The organism is Mycobacterium sp. NGS34 (genome assembly GCF_059812845.1).
The window spans coordinates 399,387-417,319 of sequence record NZ_JCALDM010000002.1; the positions used below are offsets into that span (position 1 = coordinate 399,387).

Sequence of the window (17,933 nt, forward strand, 5' to 3'; positions counted from 1 at the left end):
CACCTTGTATAGAGTGCGTTATACAAGATTACTTGTACACTTTCCTCTAGACAAGAGGAGTCTGAGATGACGGTGGTCCGGTCCGAGTCGACCCGGCGGATGCCCCGCGCCAAGCGGCGGGAACAGATCCTCGAGGCCGCGACGCGCGCCTTCGCCCGCGGCGGCTTCGCGAACACGGGACTCGACGCCATCGCCGCGGAGGCCGGTGTCACCCCGGTGATCCTGTACCGGCACTTCGCCTCGAAGGCCGACCTGTATCGGGAGGTCATCGAGAGCGGTCACGCGCGGCTTCGCGAGGCCACCGGCCCGGACGACTTCGACGACGCCAGCATCCCCGCGCTGATCCGCGCTGCCGCAGCGGATCCCGACACCTTCCGGCTGCTCTACCGCCATGCCGCGCGAGAAGCCGACTTCCGCGAAGTCATCGACACCCTCATCGAGCGGTCGGCCGACATCACCCGCCGCCACCTCGAGGGCATCGCCGACGACGGTTGGCGCAACTGGGCGGCGCGGCTGCTGCCCACCATGACGATCGACGCCGTCATCGCCTGGCTCGACGCCGGTCAGCCCGACCCCGATCGAGCTGCCGCCCGAATCCGGAGCGTGGTCGACGCCGTGATCCGGGCCGCGTCGGGCTAGCCGAGCAGGGCGTCGATCCACGCCTGGGCGATGAACTTGCCGTACCGGGTGGCCGACCAGCCGCGTTCGAGGACGAGAAGCTCGTAAAGCTCGGGCGCGTGGTACGTCCATAGGATGTCGCGCGCCTGTGTGGCGCTGACCCGAAGCTGTCCGGTGCCGGCGAGGCCGGCGGCGAACATCGTCATGGCCGTGAGGGTTTCGTGCCGGATCTGCTTCCAGACCTCCGCGGCGTCGGCCGACGACGCGGCGCCATCGCGGGCCAGCAGCTGGACCGGGGCGCTGCGCGGCATGGTGGCGGTCAGGTGCTTGGCGTACAGCTCGAGCTTGCGGGCGGCGTCGGGGGTGTCGCGCACCTTCTGAATGACGTCGCGCTCGGCCATCGGAATCGGTTCGTCGTCGCCGGCGACGGACACGTCGAAGAGCGCCTTGAGCACCCCCGCCTTGGTCGCGAAGGCCTTGTACACCGTCTCGACCGACACGCCGGCGTCCCGCGCGATCTCCGCGATGGTCGTCGCGGCGTAGCCCTGCGCCAGAAAGCGTTGACGGGCGGACGTGAGCACCGCGTGCCGATTCTGTTGGGCCTGTTGGCGTCGACGGCTCGAGTCGTAGCGGCGCGGGGGCCGGCCCTTGACAGATCCCATAATTCAGTACATGCTCCTATATCTATTACAGCTTACTGTATCAGAAATAGGGGAGCCGACATGACAACCGCGACACGCGCCGCCACTTTGGCCGACGGTGACCATCCCACCGAGGTAGCGCGAGGCCTCGCACCGGAAATCACGCGGGCCGCCGACGACGCCGAGGCGCTCGGCACGCTGCCGACCGATCTGGTGGGGCGGCTGCGCGCGGCCGGCGTCTTCAGGGCCGTGCAACCACGCGCGCTCGGCGGATTCGAAGTGGCCCCGGTCGACTACATCGTGATGATCGAGGAATTGGCGCGCGCCGACGGCTCGGCGGGCTGGATCGCGGCCATCGGCGCCGGCGCGCCGGCGTTCACCGCGTGGCTCGAGCCGGCCGTCGCCGTGGACCTGTTCGGTTCGAACGCGGACTTCTTGGCGGCCACGGTGTTTTCCCCCACCGGGAGGGCTGTCCCCGACGGCGGGGGCCGGTTCGCCGTCGACGGCCGATGGCCGTTCGCCAGCGGTTGCCGCCACGCCGAGTGGTTGCTGACGGGGATGTTCGTGTTCGACGGCTTCGACAGCCAGGCGCCGCGGATGATTGCCGGGCAGGGCCCGGACTGGCGCCTCGGGTTCTTCCCGCGCGTCGACGCCGAAATCGTCGACAACTGGGACGTTTTGGGGCTGCGCGCCACCGGCAGCAACGACGTGGTGGCCCGGGGTCTGAGCGTCGCCGAGGAACACACCATCACCCCGTTCTTCCAGCCGGCCCGGCATGACGGGCCGCTGTGGCGGCTGCCGTTCTTCACTATGGTGGGGGTGGCCCTCGTCGGTGTCCCGCTCGGGATCGCGCGGCGCGCGCTCGACGAATTCACCGAACTGGCGCCCACGAAGACCCGCGCCGGCACGTTCGAGCCACTCGCCACGGACCCCGTCGCGCAGGTCGAATTCGCCGGTGCGGAGGCGGGTTTGCGGTCGGCGCGGGCGTTCGTGCTCGACGAGGCCGGCGCCCTGTGGGACACCGCCCTCGCCGGGGACGCACCGTCACTTCAGCAGCGCGCTCGTTTCCAGCTCGCCGCCCAGCAGGCGATGCGCGCGGCGCGCCAAGCGGTCGACACGACTTTCGCCCTGACCGGCGCGGGGGCGGTGCACGCGGCCCATCCGCTGCAACGATGCTTCCGGGACCTGCACACCGTCGGCCAGCACGTGTACTTCAGCCCGTCCGCGCTAAAGCGTTACGCCAATGCCCACTTCGGCATCACCCAACCAACCCACCTGCTGTGACACCGATCTAGAGGGCGTTGATCCACCTTTCGATGCGCCGGGCCTCGTGCGCCATCAGGTCGGGCTGTGCCAGCGCGTTGGTCAGCACGGCGCTGCCCTCGTAGGCGATGACGAGATCGCGCGCCAGGTCGCGCGCGTCGCGGCGACCCATCGCCTGGAATTGCTGCTCGGCCCAGTCCAGCAGGGTTTGCATGATGGGGGCGGTCAGCGCGGGTGATCGGCCCGACTGGTTCGCCAGCTCGGTGCACAGCGTGCCCAACGGGCAGCCGTGGTCGGCGATGGCCTCGCCCGATTCGGCCAGCATCCCGACGAGCGCCTTGAGCCGCGCCTTGGGGCTCCCGTACTTGCGCTGCAGGGCCGCGGTCGCGGCCCGGATTTCCTCGGTGCGCGCCTCGACGACGGCGCCCACGATGTCGTCTTTGGTCTTGAAGTAGTAGTACATGTTGCCCAGCGGGACATCGGCGGCCTCGGCGATGTGCGCGAGCGTGGTGCCCGCGATGCCCTGCCGGTAGAACAGGTCGCAGGCAGCGGCGATCAGTCGCTCTCGCTTGCCCGGGGGCCTCTCAGGGTCGGCCCGGTCGGCGTCGGTTAAGTCGGCCATATCACTCACGGACTATAGACGGCAGGCGGCCATGCTCAGGTTCCACAGCAGGTCCCTGTTTTCCGGGGTGTTGTAGGCGCTCTTGACGTTCTTCGGCGCGGCGTTGGTGAAGTACTGTCCGGAGGCCGTGTGCGGCGAGGTGGCGAGGAACAGCGATGTGGCGGCGCCTTTCTGCGGAGAGCGGGAAAACGGCAGCGCCGCAAGGGAGATCGCACGAAAGACCCCTTCGGCTCCCCGCATCATCGGCGTTCGGACGATTCCGGGGTGCGCGGCGTTGGCGGTGACGCGCGTCGGGCGGAGTCGATGCGCCAGTTCGATGGTGAAGAGCAGCACGCAAAGCTTGGACGCGGCATACGTGCGGATCGTCGAGAAACGGCGTTCGCTCTGCAGGTTGTCCGGTTCGAACTTGCCGGCGCGGTAGACGCTCGAGCTGAGGTTGACGACCCTGCCCTGCGGGCTTTTTTCCAATTCGTCGAGCAGCAATTGGGTGAGATAGAACTGCGCCAGGTAGTTGACGTGAAAGGTCGTCTCGTATCCGTCGTCGGTCAGCACGCGTTGCGGCATGACGACGCCGGCGTTGTTGATCAGCACGTCCAGGCGCGGGTAGCGCGCGGTGAACGCCTCGGCCAGCCGGCGCGTTTGCGCAAGCGACCTGAGGTCGGCGGTGAGGTAAGCGACGTCGCGGTTGCCGGTCGACGCGACGATTTCGCCTGCTACGCTTGCCGCCTTCGCCTCGTTGCGCGCGGCCAGCACGACGGAGTAGCCGGCACGGGCGAGCTCGGTGGCGGTGACCTTGCCGATGCCGTCGGTCGCTCCCGTGATGAGGCAGATGGGCCTGTCCATATGTTTCAAGCGCCTATCTGGACTCGGCCAGGGTGGGCCGCAACAACATCCGCGACATCACCGAACGGGTGATGGCCGCCGGCACCAGCGCGGCGGTCACCCGGTTGATTCGTCCCGGTATGCAGTTGGCGCGATTGCGCTCGAGGGCGCGCAGCGCCTCGCGGGCGCAAACGTCCGGCGCCATGGGCGATATCGGCATCTTGTCGGGGTCGAGGCCCAAGTCGCCCAGCGCCGGCGTGCGGGTGGGCCCCGGGTGCAGCACCGTCACGTGCACCCCCTGTTTGGCCAGCTCGCCGTGCAGGCCCGCGCCGAGGCTGGTGATGTAGGCCTTGGTCGCCGCGGTGTGCGCCATGTAGGGCACGCCGTGCACCGCCCCGAGCGCGGAGACCAGCAGGATGCCCCCGCGGCCGCGCCGCGCCAGCCGTTCACCGAAGTGATGCGTCAAGCCCAGGTGTGCTGCGGTGTTCAGCCGCAGGATCGCCCGCTGTGCCTGCAGGTCGGAGCCCACGAGGGCGCCGGGCAGGGCCGTGCCGGCGTTGGAGACCAGCAGCCCGACGTCGATGTCGTTGGTGGCCTGAGCGATTGGGGTCAGCGAGCCCGGGTCGGACAGATCGACGCCGACGGCCCGGTAGTCGACGCCGTAGCCACGGCTCAGCCCTTCGCCCAGCTCCTGGAGCGCTGCCAGGCGCCGCGCGACCAGGACCACGTTGATGCCCGAATCGGCGATCTGGTGGGCGAATTCGCGCCCGATTCCCGACGACGCGCCGGTAACGACCGCCCACGGGCCGAACCGATCTGCACTGATGCTCATGTGTGTGGACCTCCGATCAAGTTAGTTACATAACTTAGCACTGAGGCCAGAGCGCGGCAAGGCGCGGGGTGGGCGCGGCGACGCCTGGCCAGAAATCACGATTAACCACAAGACGTCTTGTGTGATGCGGGGCGGTACCGTTAGCGTACGTGTTAGTTAACTAACTTAGTATTGAGAACGGGGACGGGATGAGTTTCGTCAAACGCGCGTGGATTCCGCTGGTCGTCGTGGTCCTGGTCGGCGTCGCGGGATTCGCCGTCCACCGGCTGCATGGTGAGTTCGGCGCGCGCGGCGGCACGTCGGCCGTCGGCGGCCACCCCGATGACATCAGGCCCTTCAACCCGAAACGCGTGACCCTGCAGGTCTTCGGACCGGAGGGGACCGTGGCGGACATCAACTACCTCGACGTCGACGCCGCGCCGCAGCGGGTCGACGGCATGCGGCTGCCGTGGACCTACAGCGTGGCCACGACCGCCCCGGCGGTCAGCGTGAATGTCGTGGCCCAGGGCGACGGTGACGTCATCGGCTGCCGAATCACGGTGAACGGCGACGTCAAGGCCCAACGAACGGTAGCGGGGATCCGCCCGCAAACCTTTTGCCTGGTGAAGTCCGCGTGATCGCGCGAACGGTTCGCCGGCTGTCGCTGCCTATCCTGCTGTTCTGGCTCGGATTGGCCGCGGTCACCAATGTCGTTGTGCCGCAACTTGAAGCGGTCGGGGAAGCACACGCGGTGTCGATGAGCCCCGAAGACGCCCCGGCGATACAGGCGATGAAGCGCGTCGGCAAGGTGTTCGGGGAATTCGACTCCGACAGCGCGGTGATGGTCGTGCTGGAAGGCCAGGCGCCGCTGGGTGATGCGGCGCACCGGTTTTACGACGACCTGATGCGCAGGCTGTCGCGCGACCGCAAGCACGTCGAGCACATTCAAGACTTCTGGGGCGATCCGCTCACCGCGGCCGGGTCGCAGAGCGCCGACGGCAAGGCCGCCTACGTCCAGGTTTACCTGGCGGGCCGCCAGGGCGAGACACTGGCCAACGAATCCGTCGACGCCGTCCGGGGAATCGTGTCAAGTGCAGTGCCGCCCATGGGGATTCGGGCGTACGTCGCCGGCCCGGCGGCCGTGACCACCGATCAGCTCGAGTTCGGTAACAAGAGCGCCCGCAAGGTGATGGGCGTGACCGTCGGGGTCATCGTGCTGATGCTGCTGATCGTGTACCGCTCGGTGGTCACCGTCCTGTTGACCCTGTTGATGGTCTTCATCGAACTGCCCGCCGTGCAGGGGGTGATCGCATTCCTCGGAAGCCACGGGATCATCGGGCTTTCCACCTTCGCGGTCCAGATCCTGCCGATACTCGCCATCGCCGCGGGTACCGATTACGCAATATTCATCGTGGGCCGATATCAGGAGGCCCGACAGGCCGGCCAAGACCGGGAGGCCGCCTACTACACCATGTTTGGCGGCAGCGCCCACGTGGTGCTCGGCTCGGGCCTGACCATCGCCGGCGCGATGTTCTGCCTCAGCTTCACCAGGCTGCCATATTTCCAAACCCTGGGCGCGCCCTGCGCGATCGGAATGTTCACGATGGTGGCGGGCGCGCTGACCCTGGGTCCGGCCATTGTCACGTTGGGCAGCCGATTCGGCCTGTTCGATCCCAAGCGGAAAATCAAGACGCGCGGATGGCGGCGGGTGGGAACCGCCGTCGTCCGGTGGCCTGCTCCGATACTCGCGGCGACGTCGGCGACCGCGCTCGTCGGGCTGCTGGCCCTGCCGTCGTTCACCACCAGTTACAACGACCGCGATTACCTACCCCGGATCACCCCGTCCAACATCGGATACGCCGCGGCCGACCGGCACTTCTCGGCCGCCCGATTGAATCCCGACCTGCTGTTGCTCGAGGCCGACCACGACATGCGCAATCCCGCCGACATGCTCGTCCTGGACCGGTTGGCCAAGGGCGTGTTCGGGGCCGACGGCATCGCCCGCGTGCAGTCCATCACCAGGCCGTTGGGCGCCCCAATCACGCACACCTCCATCCCATTTCAGATCAGCATGCAGGGCACCACCCTGACCGAGAACATGAAGTACATGCACGACCGCATGGCCGACATGCGGGCCATCGCCGACCAGATGACCGGCGTCATCGACACCATGCAACGCATGCTCGCCCTGATGCGCGACCTCGCCGCCACCACACACGACGTCGCCGGCCAGACGAAGCGGATCGTCGACGACACGACCGAAGTGCGCGACCGCATCGCCGATTTCGACGACTTCTTCCGGCCCCTGCGCGGCTACTTCAACTGGGAGCAGCACTGTTTCGACATCCCCGTCTGCTGGGCGCTGCGATCGGCGTTCGACGCGCTCGACGGCGTCGACACGCTCACCGGCGACCTGGCCGGTCTGGTCAAGGACACCGACCGGCTGGACAGCCTGATGCCGCAACTGATCTCGATGCTACCGCCGATCATCGACGCCACGACGACCATGCGAACCATGACCATGACGATGTACAGCACGTTCGCGGGCCTGCTGGACCAGATGGACGCCGCGCAGCAGAACGCCGCCGCGATGGGGCAAGCCTTCGACGCGGCCAAGAACGACGATTCGTTCTACCTGCCGCCGGAGGTCTTCGACAACCCCGACTTCAAACGCGGCCTGGCGATGTTCCTCTCGCCGGACGGCAAGGCCGCGCGTCTGATCATCACCCACGACGGGGACCCCGCGACCCCCCAAGGCGTCTCGCGCGTCGACGCCATCAAGAAGGCCGCGAGTCACGCCCTCAAGGGAACCCCCTTGGAAGAGGCCAAGATCTACCTGGGCGGCACCGCCGCGACGTACAAGGACATGAGCGACGCGGCCAAATACGACCTGCTGATCGCGGGAATCGCCGCGGCGTGCCTGATCTTCATCATCATGCTGGTCATCACCGGCAGCGTCGTCGCGGCGCTGGTCATCATCGGCACCGTGGTGCTGTCGCTGGGATCGTCGTTCGGGCTGGCGGTGCTGGTGTGGCAAGACATCCTCGGTATTCCGTTGCACTGGTTGGTCATAGCGATGGCGCTGATCGTCCTGTTGGCCGTGGGGTCGGACTACAACCTGTTGCTCGTCTCACGGTTCAAAGAGGAAATCGGCGCCGGAATCAAGACCGGAATCATCCGCGCGATGGGCGGAACCGGGGCGGTGGTGACCTCGGCGGGCCTGGTGTTCGCGTTCACCATGTCATCCTTCGTGTTCAGCGACCTGCAGATGATCGGTCAGTTCGGGACCACCGTCGGCATCGGCCTGCTCTTCGACACGCTGATCGTGCGGTCGCTGATGACGCCGTCGATCGCCGCCCTGCTCGGGCGGTGGTTCTGGTGGCCCCGACGGGTGAGCCCTCGCCCGCATGTGCGGGCACCCCGTCGCACCCTGTTCACCCCGACCGCCATCGAAAGCGTGCGCCCATGATCCTCCGCCGCACCAGAAGCCAGAGGCTGTCCGAGTCGATCCGCATCGCCGCGCCGCCCGACGAGGTGTGGGAACTGATCACCACCGTCGCCGGCATCACGGACTGGTATGACGCCTGGGACGCGGTTGAGCACTCCGCAGACGAGGAACGACTCCAGGTCGGCACGTCGTTTCGGCTGATCCGCCGCCGCAACGGCCGCGACGACACCGCGCTGTGCCGCGTGACCTCGGTGCAACCGCGCCGGCGATTGTGCTGGGTGCAGTACGCCCCCGACCTGCCCGCGATGTCGGTCGAGTTCCGGTTGGCTGCCGAAACCGATGCCGGCACCGTGTTGAGCCACACCAGGAGCTGGCTCGAACCCGGTGATCGCTGATGCCACTAAGCTGGCTGCCGTGGAAACCCCCTCGCCCCGGCCCGTGCTGGTCGTCGACTTCGGCGCGCAGTACGCGCAGTTGATCGCCCGCCGGGTCCGCGAGGCGCGGGTGTTTTCCGAGGTCATCCCGCACACCGCCACGGTCGAGGAGATCAAGGACCGGGACCCGGCGGCGATCGTGCTGTCCGGGGGACCGGCCAGCGTCTACGCCGAGGGGGCCCCGCAGCTCGATCCGGCGCTGTTCGACCTCGGGCTGCCGGTGTTCGGCATCTGCTACGGGTTTCAGGCCATGGCGCAGGCCTTGGGCGGCACCGTCGCGCACACCGGCACCAGCGAGTACGGCCGCACCGAGTTGAAAGTCGTTGGCGGCGAACTGCATTCGGGCCTGCCCGACGTCCAGCCGGTCTGGATGAGCCACGGCGACGCGGTCACCTCGGCGCCGGACGGGTTCGAGGTGGTGGCCAGCAGCGCGGGCGCCGCCGTCGCCGCCTTCGAGAACCGGGCCCGGCGCCTGGCCGGGGTGCAGTACCACCCGGAGGTGATGCACACCCCGCACGGGCAGCAGGTGCTCAGCCGGTTCCTGCACGACTTCGCCGGGCTCGCCGCCGAGTGGACGCCCGCCAACATCGCCGACGCGCTCGTCGAGCAGGTGCGCGCCCAGATCGGTGACGGCCACGCCATCTGCGGGCTGTCCGGCGGGGTGGACTCGGCGGTGGCCGCGGCGCTGGTGCAGCGCGCCATCGGCGACCGACTGACCTGTGTGTTCGTCGACCACGGGTTGTTGCGCGCGGGCGAGCGCGACCAGGTGCAGCGCGACTTCGTGGCCGCCACCGGCGCCAACCTGGTCACCGTCGACGCCGCGGACACCTTCCTGCAGGCGCTGTCCGGCGTGACCAACCCCGAAGGCAAGCGCAAGATCATCGGCCGGCAGTTCATCCGGGCGTTCGAGGGCGCGGTGCGAGACATCGTGGGCGACACGGACTCTCAAGTCGATTTTCTGGTGCAGGGCACGCTGTATCCCGACGTGGTGGAGTCCGGCGGGGGCAGCGGCACCGCGAATATCAAGAGCCACCACAACGTCGGCGGCCTGCCCGACGACCTGAAGTTCAAGCTCGTCGAGCCGCTGCGGCTGCTGTTCAAGGACGAGGTGCGCGCGGTCGGGCGGGAGCTCGGCCTGCCCGAGGAAATCGTTGCGCGCCAGCCGTTTCCGGGCCCGGGGCTGGGCATCCGGATCGTCGGCGAGGTCACCGCGCAGCGGCTGGACACGCTGCGGCGCGCCGATGAGATCGCGCGCGAGGAGCTCACCGCCGCCGGGCTGGACAAGCAGATCTGGCAGTGCCCGGTGGTGCTGCTGGGCGACGTCCGCTCGGTCGGTGTGCAGGGCGACAACCGGACCTACGGCCACCCGATCGTGCTGCGGCCGGTGTCCAGCGAGGACGCCATGACCGCCGACTGGACCCGGGTGCCCTACGAGGTGCTGGAGCGCATCTCGACCCGGATCACCAACGAGGTGGCCGAGGTCAACCGCGTGGTGCTGGACATCACCAGCAAGCCGCCCGGCACCATCGAGTGGGAGTAGGCCGCTTTTTGCGGCGAACGTGCGGCCAGCCGCACACTCGGCGCCGAACGTGCGGCCAGCTGCACACTCGAGAGCGCGGCTACTGGACGAATTCGCGCCGGCCGGAGGCGATCGTGGCGGCATCCCAGTTCCCGCCGGCCTCGGCGACGAGTCGGCGGGCGACGTCTCGATCGTCGTTGCCGGCGACCAGGATCAGAGTGTGGTCGGTCGTGGTGACGGATCCGCCCCGGATGCGGTCGCGGGCGACGGAGTCGGCCGCCAGTGCGTCACCGAAGCGGGCGATGTCGACATCCGGCACGGCGACGATGATCGCGTCCTCGTCCGGCGCGCGCTCGTAGTCGAAGGTCAGCACCGCTTCCTGGTCGAACTGGCGGCGCAGCGCCTCGGCGGCGGTGTGCACCGAGCCGTCGGCGCCGCACAGGTGAAATTCCCGTGAGCGCTCCCGGGTGTTCCGTTGCAGCGCGCTCGACCAGTACACCCCGTCAAGCGGGGTCGAGCCCGTGACCGCCGCGCCGCTGAGCGCGATCGTCACGGTGGCCTGCGCTTCGAACAGGGGATCGGTGTTGTCGGTGGCGAACAGCTCCGCCGGTCGGCAGGGCGCGGCGGCGCTTGGGGCCGAAAAAGTGCAGCAAAAAAGCACCATCAGCCACACCAGCAACGACCGCATAAAGCAGCCTCTCACGTTTCTTGACGCTTGTCGGAGGGTGGGTGTTTACTCGCAAATGTATCGAACATACATTCGAACAGGAGGCAGTCATGACCGCGGCTTTGGCCTCCGATCACCGCGCTGAGCAGCTGGAATCGCTGCGCAGGCGGATGGCTGCAATGTCCGGGCGAGCCCCCGACCCGCTGCCGGATTCGGAATCCGTGGTGGCGCTCCCGCGCTGGCTTGCGGAGTCGCTGCCGGTGCCGTTGCCGCGCGGGACGGTGGCGGTGCTGTCGGGAGCCCGGTCGCTGCTGCTGGGCATGGTGGCCTCGGTGACGGCGGCCGGGGGCAACGTGGCCATCGTCGGCCAGCCGGACATCGGGCTGCTGGCCGCGGCGGAGATGGGGGCGGACCTGAGCCGGCTCGCGGTGATCCCGGATCCCGGAACCGATCCGGTCGAGGTGGCCGCGGTGCTCATCGACGGCATGGACCTGGTGGTGCTCGGCCTGGGCGGGCGTCAGGTGCCGCACACCCGGGCGCGGGCGGTGGTGGCGCGGGCCCGCAACAAGGGGTGCACCCTGCTGGTCACCGACGGCGACTGGCAAGGCGCGCCGACGCGGCTCGCGGCCCGGGTCTGCGGCTACGAGATCACGGCGAACGGTCACCCGGGCTTCGGCCGGATCAGCAAGGTGCGGCTGCAGGTCAGCGGGGTGTGCGCGGGCAGACGGGTGATCGGCCGGGTGCGGGCGGGGTGACTCCCGTGGCATTCCGGGCCCTGGCGATCTGGTGCATGGACTGGCCCGCGGTCGCGGCGGCGGCCGCGGCGGACCTGCCGGCGACGGCCCCGATCGCGGTCACGCTGGCTAACCGGGTGATCGCCTGCTCGTCGGGCGCCCGCGCGGCGGGAGTGCGCCGCGGGCTGCGGCGACGGGAGGCGGCGGCGCGGTGCCCGCAGCTGCACGTCGCGCCGGCCGACGCCGACCGCGACGCCCGCTTCTTCGAACCGGTGATCGCCGCGGTGGACGACCTGGTGCCACGCGCCGAGGTGCTGCGGCCCGGGCTGCTGGTGCTTCCGGTGCGCGGGGCGGCCCGCTACTTCGGGTCCGAAGAGCAGGCCGCCGAGCGGCTGATCGACGCCGTCGCCGCCGCCGGCGCCGAGTGCCAGGTGGGCATCGCCGACCAGTTGTCCACCGCGGTGTTCGCCGCGCGGGCGGGCCGGATCGTCGAGGCGGGGGGCGACGCGAGGTTCCTCTCGGTGCTGTCGGTCCGGCAGCTCGCCACCGAGCCGAGTCTGTCCGGTCCGGGGCGAGAAGAGCTGACGGATCTGTTGTGGCGGATGGGGATTCGCACCATCGGGCAGTTCGCCGCGCTGTCTCGGACCGACGTGGCCTCCCGGTTCGGCGCCGACGGGGTGGCCGCGCACCGGTTCGCCCGCGGTGAACCCGAGCGTGCGCCGTCCGGGCGCGAGCCGCCGCCGGAGCTCGAGGCCGTGCTGGATTGCGACCCGCCGATCGACCGGGTCGATGCCGCGGCCTTCGCCGGCCGCTTCCTGGCCGGCGCGCTGCACCAGGCGCTGATGGCCGCGGGGGTGGGCTGCACCCGGCTGGCCATCCACGCCGTCACCGCCAACGGCGAAGAGCTGCAACGGGTATGGCGGTGCGCGGAGCCGTTGACCGAGGACGCCACCGCCGACCGGGTGCGCTGGCAGCTGGACGGATGGCTGAGCAGCCGGACCGCCCGGGATCGCCCGACCGCACCGGTGACGCTGTTGCGGCTGCAGGCGGTGGAGGTGGTGTCCGCCGAGGCGCTGCAGTTGCCGCTGTGGGGTGGTCTCGGCGAGGAGGACAGGCTGCGGGCCCGCCGGGCGCTGGTGCGGGTGCAGGGCCTGCTCGGCCCGGAGGCGGTGCGGGTGCCGGTGTTGTCCGGCGGCCGGGGGCCCGCCGAACGCATCACGCTGACCCCGCTGGGCGACGAGCCGGTACCGCACGCCGACCCGGGTCCGCCGTGGCCCGGTCAACTGCCCGAGCCGTCGCCGGCCGTGCTGCTGGACGACCCGGTGGATCTGCTTGACGCCCAAAGCAACCCGATACGCGTCACCGCCCGGGGGATGTTCACGGCCGACCCCGCCCATCTGACCGTGCGCGGCCGGGACCATGGGCTGCGCTGGTGGGCCGGGCCGTGGCCGGTCGACGAGCGGTGGTGGGATCCCGAGGCTAAGGGCCGCGCCGCTCGCGCCCAGGTCCTGCTGGAGGACGAGCGGGCGTTTCTGCTGTGCTACCGCCAGCGGCGCTGGTACCTGGAGGGGGCCTACGAGTAGCGCTGCGACTCAACGTGTTCAATCTTTCGGTACCGTGGTGGTCGAAGTTATTCGGGTGTTCGGGCGGAGGAGTACGGATGGCGACTGAAATCGTCCGGCAGGTCGACGTCGTCGTCGCCCGAGGAACGGGCGCCGTCCTCGAAGCCGCGCAGGCGACGGCGCTGCACCTGGGCCGGATGGTCGGCGCGGTGTCGGAGGCCGCGTCCAGGGCCGTATCCAAAGTCGGCAGCGAGGCCGGTGACTTGGTCTGGTCTTACCGCCATGCCGCCGGCAACCGCCACCCGGCAGGCGGCGAGGACCATCCCGACAACCTGATCGACATCCGCTCGGTCAGGCGAGCCCGCGCGCAAACGGCCCGACCCGCTCGTTGAACCGCTCGAAGAACACCGCGGCGTCCACGTCAACGCCGATCAGCGCGTTGGCTTTTCGCTCGCCCGACCAATCGGGGGTCGTCACGCCCCGGGCCGGGGTGTCCGCCAGCTCGATGTCCACCGTCGCCGCCCGGGTCGTGATCAGCTGCGGGTCGAGCGCCGCGGCGGCGGCCAGCGGGTCGTGCATGTACGCAACGTAGCCATGACCGCGGCTCTCGTGTGACTCGAAGTAGAACCGCATCGCGTCCTCGATCACCGGGATCAAGGGGGAGGGGCCGGACGCGGCCGCGAGCCGGGCGAGGATCTCCGGTGTCATCGCGACGCGGCGGGTGAGGTCCAGGCCGCAGACGATCGGAAGTCGTTGCTGCCCAGCCCAGCCCGTGAAGACCTCGCTGGCCGCCTCGGGATCCACCCGGATGTTCCACTCGGCCATCGGGTTGGCGTCGCCACCGAATGAGCCGCCCATGATCACCAGCCGTCGCAGCAGCGCCGGCAGCGCGGGTTCGGCGCGCAGTGCGAGCGCCAGGTTGGTCAGCGGGCCGGTGACCAGCCCGACCAGCTCCCCGGGATGGGCGTGCGCCGCGGCCACCCACGCCTCGGTGGCGTCATGGCCGGTGAGCGTCCGGTCGGCGCGGGGGAGCTTCGCATAGCCCAAACCCTTGGGGCCGTGGAACTTCGAGTGATGCGGCCAGTGGCCGCACAGCGGGTCGTCGGCGCCCTTGGACACGGGGATGGCCGGGGCCCGGCACAATTCGAGCAAGCCCAGGTTGTTTTCGCAGACCTGCTCGACGTGGATGTTGCCGCCCGTCGAAGCGATGCCCACGACCTCGGCGTCGGCGCTGGCCAGCAGGTAGATCAACGCCATCGCGTCGTCGATTCCGGTGTCGACGTCGACGAAGATGGCGTTCACCGCCGCGAGTTTACGGCCAGGCCGACGCGAACGTGATCACCAGGACGTCGCGCTGCGCCGGACCGGAGCCGTCGATCGGCCGGATCGGCGAGACGCCGTGCAGGGTGCGACGGTCGTCGCCCAGCATCAGCGTCCCGGGTTCGGCCAGCGTCGTCGCCAACAACTGCCGACCCTCCAGGTCGCACACCGTGCTCTCGCCGCCGATGGCGTTGCGCCGCCCGATCAGCAGCGAGCTGACCAGGGTGACGCCGTCTCGGTGCATGCCCTCGGGCGTGGGGCTCCCGTTATCCTCCGCGCAGCACTGGATGCGGAACGGGTGCACCTTGACGTTCCAGTCGGCCACGTCGTCCAGGGCGCCGGCGACGCGGGCCAGCAGTCCGATCACCTTGTGTAGCAACGGATCCGCGGCGAACGCGTCGGTCAACGGCTCGAACTCGCGGTCCCGCCCGACGTAGAGCGGGTTGGAGTCCTGCGGCTGCGCGAACGCGAGCCTGGGCATCGGGCGCAGCATGCCGTCGCGAAACGAGTACTGGCCGTAGCGGCGCCAACGCCGCACCCCCAGCTCCGCCGCGTAGGGGTCGGGCGCCAGCTGCCGCCAGTGCCGGGCGAACCGGGTCCATGCGTCGCGGCCCACCCCAAGGCTGTGCGTGACGTCGAACGAGGGCAGCACGGCGACGCCGGTCGCGGCGACCTGCCGGGCCGCGGCGGCCACCGCGTCGGCGTCCGTCCACTTTTCGCAAAGGACCATCGCGCCGGGATACCGCAATCCCGTCGGGCTAAACCCCCGTGTTTACCAGTGCACTCCGGGCACCAGTCGCACCAGCCGCTTGACCGGTCGCGGCGCGCGGATCCCGCCGGCCACGGCGCGCGCCGGGCGCTTCGGCCGGCGGTTCGGCGTCGGCGCCGGGTCTTCCGTGAGCAGCCCGCGCGCCGCCGCGGAATCGGGGTAGCCCAGGTAGAGCTGATGCAGGATGCGCCGCGACGTCCGTGGCGCGAAGTAGTTGCCGGCCTCGGCCAGGGTGCCCAGCGGGGTGTCGATGCGGGCCGGTTTGTCGACCAGGCCGCGCACCACCATCGCCGCCGCGCGCTCGGGGCTGATCGCGGGCACCGGGTTGAGCCGGTGCGACGGCGCGATCATGGGCGTGCGGACCAGCGGCATATGGATGTTGGTGAACGTGATGTGGTCGGACAGCGTCTCCGACCCGACGACGTCGGCGAACGCGTCCAGCGCCGCCTTGCTCGGAAGGTACGAGCTGTATTTGGGGTTGCGGGCCTGCACGCCCGCGCTGGACACGTTGACCACGTGACCGAAGCGGCGCTCGCGCCAGTGCGGCAGCAGCGCCAGCACCATCCGCACCGCGCCGAAGTAGTTCACCGCCATCACCCGCTCGTAGTCGTGCAGCCGGTCGGTGGAATTGACCACGGAGCGGCGGATCGACCGGCCGGCGTTGTTGACCAGATAGTCGACGTGGTCGAAGCGGCCCAGGATGTCCTTGACGGTGTGCTCGACCGACGCGGAATCGGTGACGTCGCAGGCGAACGCGTGCGCCTGCCCGCCGCCCGCGCGGATCTCGGCGACCAGCTCGTCGAGCGCGTCGGCGTTGCGGGCCAGCGCGAACACCGTCGCGCCCCGTTCGGCAACGGCGAGCGCCGACGCCCGCCCGATGCCGCTGGACGCCCCGGTGATGATGACGTGCCGGCCCTGCAAGGGGCCCGTCGGGTCGTCGCGGCGCGCGCGGTCGGGGTCGAGGTGCTCGGCCCAGTACCGCCACAGCAAGGGCGCGTAGCCGGCGAATTCCGGTACTTCGATCCCGCTGTCCCGCAGCGCTTCTCGCGTCTGGTCGCTGACGAACGTGGGCTTCAGGTCGACGACGTCGAAGATCTCGGCGGGGATGCCGAGCTGGGTGGCCGCCATGTTGCGCAGCACCCTGGCCCGCCCGCGCACCTTGAGCACCGGCGCGGCCACCGACCCGGGCAGCGACCCGCGCATCGGCGGCAGGCCGGCCGCCTTGGCGACCCCGCGGTAAATGCCGCGCAGCCCAACGGTTTTCGGCGCGGTCAGGTGGAATGTCCGGCCGTCGCACCCCTCGGCGTGGGCGAGTGCGACGAGCGCGTCGACGACGTAGTCGACCGGGACGATGTTGGTGCGCCCGGTGTCGGGCAGCAGGATCGGGGTGAACGACGGCAGGACGGCCAGCTTGGCCAGCACGCCGAAGAAGTGGTAGGGCCCCTCGACCTTGTCCATTTCGCCGGTGACCGAATCGCCCACCACGACCGCCGGGCGGTAGACGCGGTAGCGCAGCCCGGGTGTCGACCGCACCAGCGCCTCGGCCTCGAACGTCGTCCGGTGATAGGGAGTCGGCAGCCGCTGGCCGACGTCGAAGTCGTCCTCGGTGTACTCGCCGCGAAAATCGCCCGCCACGGCGATCGACGACACGTGGTGCAGCGTGGCGTCCAGCCGCAGCGCGAGCTCGATGACCGCGCGCATGCCCTCGGCGTCGACCGTCGCGCAGTGCACAAGGTGATCGACGCGCCCCAGCTCGGCCAGCGTCTCGTCGGTCAGGCCGAGTTCCGGCAGCTCGCCGACCAGCGGCTTGACCCGCTCACCCCAATCGGTGGCCAGGCGCTCGAACCGCCCCAGCGACCTGCGCCGAGCCAGCACCCACACCTCGGCATCGGGGTCGGTGGCTAGCAGACGAGAGACGACGCGACGCCCGATAAACCCGGTACCGCCGGTAACGACATACCGCATTCGGTCATGGTAGCGGTCAGCCGCTGAAGTTGCGGATGCCGTCCCAATCCTCGAGCGTCCAGCCGGTCGCCGGGTTGCCGCTGATCACCACGCGGCCGGTGTTGGGCAGCGGGTGGCTGGTGCGCAGGCTGTCCTTGGCGTTCTTCACGTTCATCAGCACCCAGTACTCGATGGAGTAGAGGTGCGCGAATACCACCGGCTTGCTGTGGCCGCTGTCGTAGACCTTCTGAATCGCCGCGGTGAACCGGTTGTTGAACTCCTTGCCGGAGATCGACCCGGGGATGCTGTTCTGGGTGTCGCCGGCCAGCCAGTCCGCCGGCGCCAGCAGGTAGGTGGTGGGATCCATCGAGATCGGCTTGCCCTCGAACCAGCCGGCGTTGATCTCCTGGATGCCCTGCAGCACCTCGACCTGCTTGCCGAGTTCGGCGGCCAGCGGCGCGGCGGTCTGCTGGGCCCTCGTCATGGTCGAGGCGTACACGGCGTCGTAGTGCTCGCGGCCGAGCTGGTGCGCGACCTGCTCGGCCTGGGCCTTGCCGTCCGGGCTCAGGCCGGGACCCGGCACGCTGGTGTCGATGATCCCGCTGGCGTTGGCCTCCGACTGCGCATGCCGGATGAACGTGATCGTGATGCTACGCACCTGTGGCGATCCGCCGCAGGCGCCGACGATCATCACCGCGGCGAGCACGGCGACGAATTTCCAGGACATGCTCCCCTTGCGCATGTCGATAGCCTGCCCTG

General features: G+C 69.6%; 18 protein-coding genes. 9 read left to right on the forward strand and 9 right to left on the reverse strand.

Annotated elements, in window-relative coordinates; translation table 11 throughout:
• Positions 1–66: 66 nt before the first annotated feature.
• A complete protein-coding gene (locus AC5Y7V_RS06865; protein ID WP_499879273.1) occupies positions 67–639 on the forward strand; it encodes a TetR/AcrR family transcriptional regulator in 573 nt (190 codons plus the stop codon).
• Here the strand turns inward: AC5Y7V_RS06865 and AC5Y7V_RS06870 are convergent.
• Complete coding sequence (locus AC5Y7V_RS06870; RefSeq protein ID WP_499879274.1) at positions 636–1,280, reverse strand: TetR/AcrR family transcriptional regulator; 645 nt, start codon at positions 1,278–1,280, stop codon at positions 636–638. The genes AC5Y7V_RS06865 and AC5Y7V_RS06870 overlap by 4 nt on opposite strands.
• Before the next feature lie 60 nt (positions 1,281–1,340).
• Between AC5Y7V_RS06870 and AC5Y7V_RS06875 the strand changes: the two genes are divergently transcribed.
• Positions 1,341–2,543, forward strand: a complete 1,203-nt coding sequence (locus AC5Y7V_RS06875) for an acyl-CoA dehydrogenase family protein (protein WP_499879275.1) — start codon at positions 1,341–1,343, stop codon at positions 2,541–2,543.
• Between the two features lie 7 nt (positions 2,544–2,550).
• Here the strand turns inward: AC5Y7V_RS06875 and AC5Y7V_RS06880 are convergent, their stop codons facing one another.
• The 3 genes from AC5Y7V_RS06880 to AC5Y7V_RS06890 are packed head-to-tail and all read right to left on the reverse strand — an operon-like array spanning position 2,551 to position 4,798.
• Positions 2,551–3,144 (reverse strand): TetR/AcrR family transcriptional regulator, encoded by a 594-nt coding sequence (locus AC5Y7V_RS06880; RefSeq protein ID WP_499879276.1) that lies wholly within the window; start codon positions 3,142–3,144, stop codon positions 2,551–2,553.
• A 12-nt stretch (positions 3,145–3,156) separates the two neighbouring features.
• Complete coding sequence (locus tag AC5Y7V_RS06885; protein ID WP_499879277.1) at positions 3,157–3,987, reverse strand: SDR family oxidoreductase; 831 nt, start codon at positions 3,985–3,987, stop codon at positions 3,157–3,159.
• A gap of 13 nt (positions 3,988–4,000) precedes the next feature.
• On the reverse strand, positions 4,001–4,798 hold the full coding sequence (locus AC5Y7V_RS06890) for an SDR family NAD(P)-dependent oxidoreductase (RefSeq protein ID WP_499879278.1): 798 nt from the start codon (positions 4,796–4,798) through the stop codon (positions 4,001–4,003).
• Positions 4,799–4,986: 188 nt separating this feature from the next.
• Between AC5Y7V_RS06890 and AC5Y7V_RS06895 the strand changes: the two genes are divergently transcribed.
• Genes AC5Y7V_RS06895 through guaA form a run of 4 tightly spaced genes read left to right on the forward strand, consistent with a single transcriptional unit; the run spans position 4,987 to position 10,199 of the window.
• Positions 4,987–5,415, forward strand: coding sequence for an MmpS family transport accessory protein (locus AC5Y7V_RS06895; RefSeq protein ID WP_499879279.1), 429 nt, complete (start codon positions 4,987–4,989; stop codon positions 5,413–5,415).
• Positions 5,412–8,246: an MMPL/RND family transporter gene (locus AC5Y7V_RS06900; protein WP_499879280.1), complete on the forward strand. Its 2,835-nt coding sequence runs from the start codon at positions 5,412–5,414 to the stop codon at positions 8,244–8,246. The genes AC5Y7V_RS06895 and AC5Y7V_RS06900 overlap by 4 nt, the downstream gene beginning before the upstream one ends.
• Entirely contained in the window at positions 8,243–8,620 is a 378-nt protein-coding gene (locus AC5Y7V_RS06905) for an SRPBCC family protein (RefSeq protein ID WP_499879281.1), read from the forward strand. The genes AC5Y7V_RS06900 and AC5Y7V_RS06905 overlap by 4 nt, the downstream gene beginning before the upstream one ends.
• Positions 8,613–10,199, forward strand: a complete 1,587-nt coding sequence (gene guaA, locus AC5Y7V_RS06910; RefSeq protein ID WP_499879633.1) for a glutamine-hydrolyzing GMP synthase — start codon at positions 8,613–8,615, stop codon at positions 10,197–10,199. Before AC5Y7V_RS06905 ends, guaA begins: the two co-directional genes overlap by 8 nt.
• Positions 10,200–10,278: 79 nt before the next feature.
• Here the strand turns inward: guaA and AC5Y7V_RS06915 are convergent, their stop codons facing one another.
• Positions 10,279–10,866: a hypothetical protein gene (locus AC5Y7V_RS06915; RefSeq protein ID WP_499879282.1), complete on the reverse strand. Its 588-nt coding sequence runs from the start codon at positions 10,864–10,866 to the stop codon at positions 10,279–10,281.
• An 89-nt stretch (positions 10,867–10,955) separates the two neighbouring features.
• Here AC5Y7V_RS06915 and imuA' point away from each other — a divergent pair, with 89 nt between their 5' ends.
• The 3 genes from imuA' to AC5Y7V_RS06930 all read left to right on the forward strand — a co-directional run bounded on the left by imuA' (position 10,956) and on the right by AC5Y7V_RS06930 (position 13,533).
• On the forward strand, positions 10,956–11,600 hold the full coding sequence (gene imuA', locus AC5Y7V_RS06920; RefSeq protein ID WP_499879283.1) for a DnaE2-dependent mutagenesis accessory factor ImuA': 645 nt from the start codon (positions 10,956–10,958) through the stop codon (positions 11,598–11,600).
• Between the two features lie 35 nt (positions 11,601–11,635).
• Positions 11,636–13,162 (forward strand): DNA polymerase Y family protein, encoded by a 1,527-nt coding sequence (locus tag AC5Y7V_RS06925; RefSeq protein ID WP_499879634.1) that lies wholly within the window; start codon positions 11,636–11,638, stop codon positions 13,160–13,162.
• Between the two features lie 77 nt (positions 13,163–13,239).
• Positions 13,240–13,533, forward strand: coding sequence for a hypothetical protein (locus AC5Y7V_RS06930; protein ID WP_499879284.1), 294 nt, complete (start codon positions 13,240–13,242; stop codon positions 13,531–13,533).
• Here the strand turns inward: AC5Y7V_RS06930 and AC5Y7V_RS06935 are convergent.
• The 4 genes from AC5Y7V_RS06935 to AC5Y7V_RS06950 are packed head-to-tail and all read right to left on the reverse strand — an operon-like array spanning position 13,493 to position 17,916.
• Positions 13,493–14,443 (reverse strand): nucleoside hydrolase, encoded by a 951-nt coding sequence (locus tag AC5Y7V_RS06935; RefSeq protein WP_499879285.1) that lies wholly within the window; start codon positions 14,441–14,443, stop codon positions 13,493–13,495. The two genes, AC5Y7V_RS06930 and AC5Y7V_RS06935, sit on opposite strands and share 41 nt — an antisense overlap.
• A 10-nt stretch (positions 14,444–14,453) precedes the next feature.
• A complete protein-coding gene (locus tag AC5Y7V_RS06940) occupies positions 14,454–15,191 on the reverse strand; it encodes a 2OG-Fe dioxygenase family protein (RefSeq protein WP_499879286.1) in 738 nt (245 codons plus the stop codon).
• A gap of 42 nt (positions 15,192–15,233) precedes the next feature.
• On the reverse strand, positions 15,234–17,195 hold the full coding sequence (locus AC5Y7V_RS06945) for an SDR family oxidoreductase (protein WP_499879287.1): 1,962 nt from the start codon (positions 17,193–17,195) through the stop codon (positions 15,234–15,236).
• Between the two features lie 16 nt (positions 17,196–17,211).
• Complete coding sequence (locus tag AC5Y7V_RS06950) at positions 17,212–17,916, reverse strand: histidine phosphatase family protein (RefSeq protein WP_499879288.1); 705 nt, start codon at positions 17,914–17,916, stop codon at positions 17,212–17,214.
• Positions 17,917–17,933 lie beyond the last annotated feature (17 nt).

Coding starts and splice junctions, on each gene's coding strand:
- AC5Y7V_RS06865 (WP_499879273.1), top strand. CDS start 67: ATGACGGTGGTCCGGTCCGAGTCGACCCGGCGGATGCCCCGCGCCAAG.
- AC5Y7V_RS06870 (WP_499879274.1), bottom strand. CDS start 1,280: ATGGGATCTGTCAAGGGCCGGCCCCCGCGCCGCTACGACTCGAGCCGT.
- AC5Y7V_RS06875 (WP_499879275.1), top strand. CDS start 1,341: ATGACAACCGCGACACGCGCCGCCACTTTGGCCGACGGTGACCATCCC.
- AC5Y7V_RS06880 (WP_499879276.1), bottom strand. CDS start 3,144: ATGGCCGACTTAACCGACGCCGACCGGGCCGACCCTGAGAGGCCCCCG.
- AC5Y7V_RS06885 (WP_499879277.1), bottom strand. CDS start 3,987: ATGGACAGGCCCATCTGCCTCATCACGGGAGCGACCGACGGCATCGGC.
- AC5Y7V_RS06890 (WP_499879278.1), bottom strand. CDS start 4,798: ATGAGCATCAGTGCAGATCGGTTCGGCCCGTGGGCGGTCGTTACCGGC.
- AC5Y7V_RS06895 (WP_499879279.1), top strand. CDS start 4,987: ATGAGTTTCGTCAAACGCGCGTGGATTCCGCTGGTCGTCGTGGTCCTG.
- AC5Y7V_RS06905 (WP_499879281.1), top strand. CDS start 8,243: ATGATCCTCCGCCGCACCAGAAGCCAGAGGCTGTCCGAGTCGATCCGC.
- AC5Y7V_RS06915 (WP_499879282.1), bottom strand. CDS start 10,866: ATGCGGTCGTTGCTGGTGTGGCTGATGGTGCTTTTTTGCTGCACTTTT.
- imuA' (WP_499879283.1), top strand. CDS start 10,956: ATGACCGCGGCTTTGGCCTCCGATCACCGCGCTGAGCAGCTGGAATCG.
- AC5Y7V_RS06925 (WP_499879634.1), top strand. CDS start 11,636: ATGGACTGGCCCGCGGTCGCGGCGGCGGCCGCGGCGGACCTGCCGGCG.
- AC5Y7V_RS06930 (WP_499879284.1), top strand. CDS start 13,240: ATGGCGACTGAAATCGTCCGGCAGGTCGACGTCGTCGTCGCCCGAGGA.
- AC5Y7V_RS06940 (WP_499879286.1), bottom strand. CDS start 15,191: ATGGTCCTTTGCGAAAAGTGGACGGACGCCGACGCGGTGGCCGCCGCG.
- AC5Y7V_RS06945 (WP_499879287.1), bottom strand. CDS start 17,195: ATGCGGTATGTCGTTACCGGCGGTACCGGGTTTATCGGGCGTCGCGTC.
- AC5Y7V_RS06950 (WP_499879288.1), bottom strand. CDS start 17,916: ATGCGCAAGGGGAGCATGTCCTGGAAATTCGTCGCCGTGCTCGCCGCG.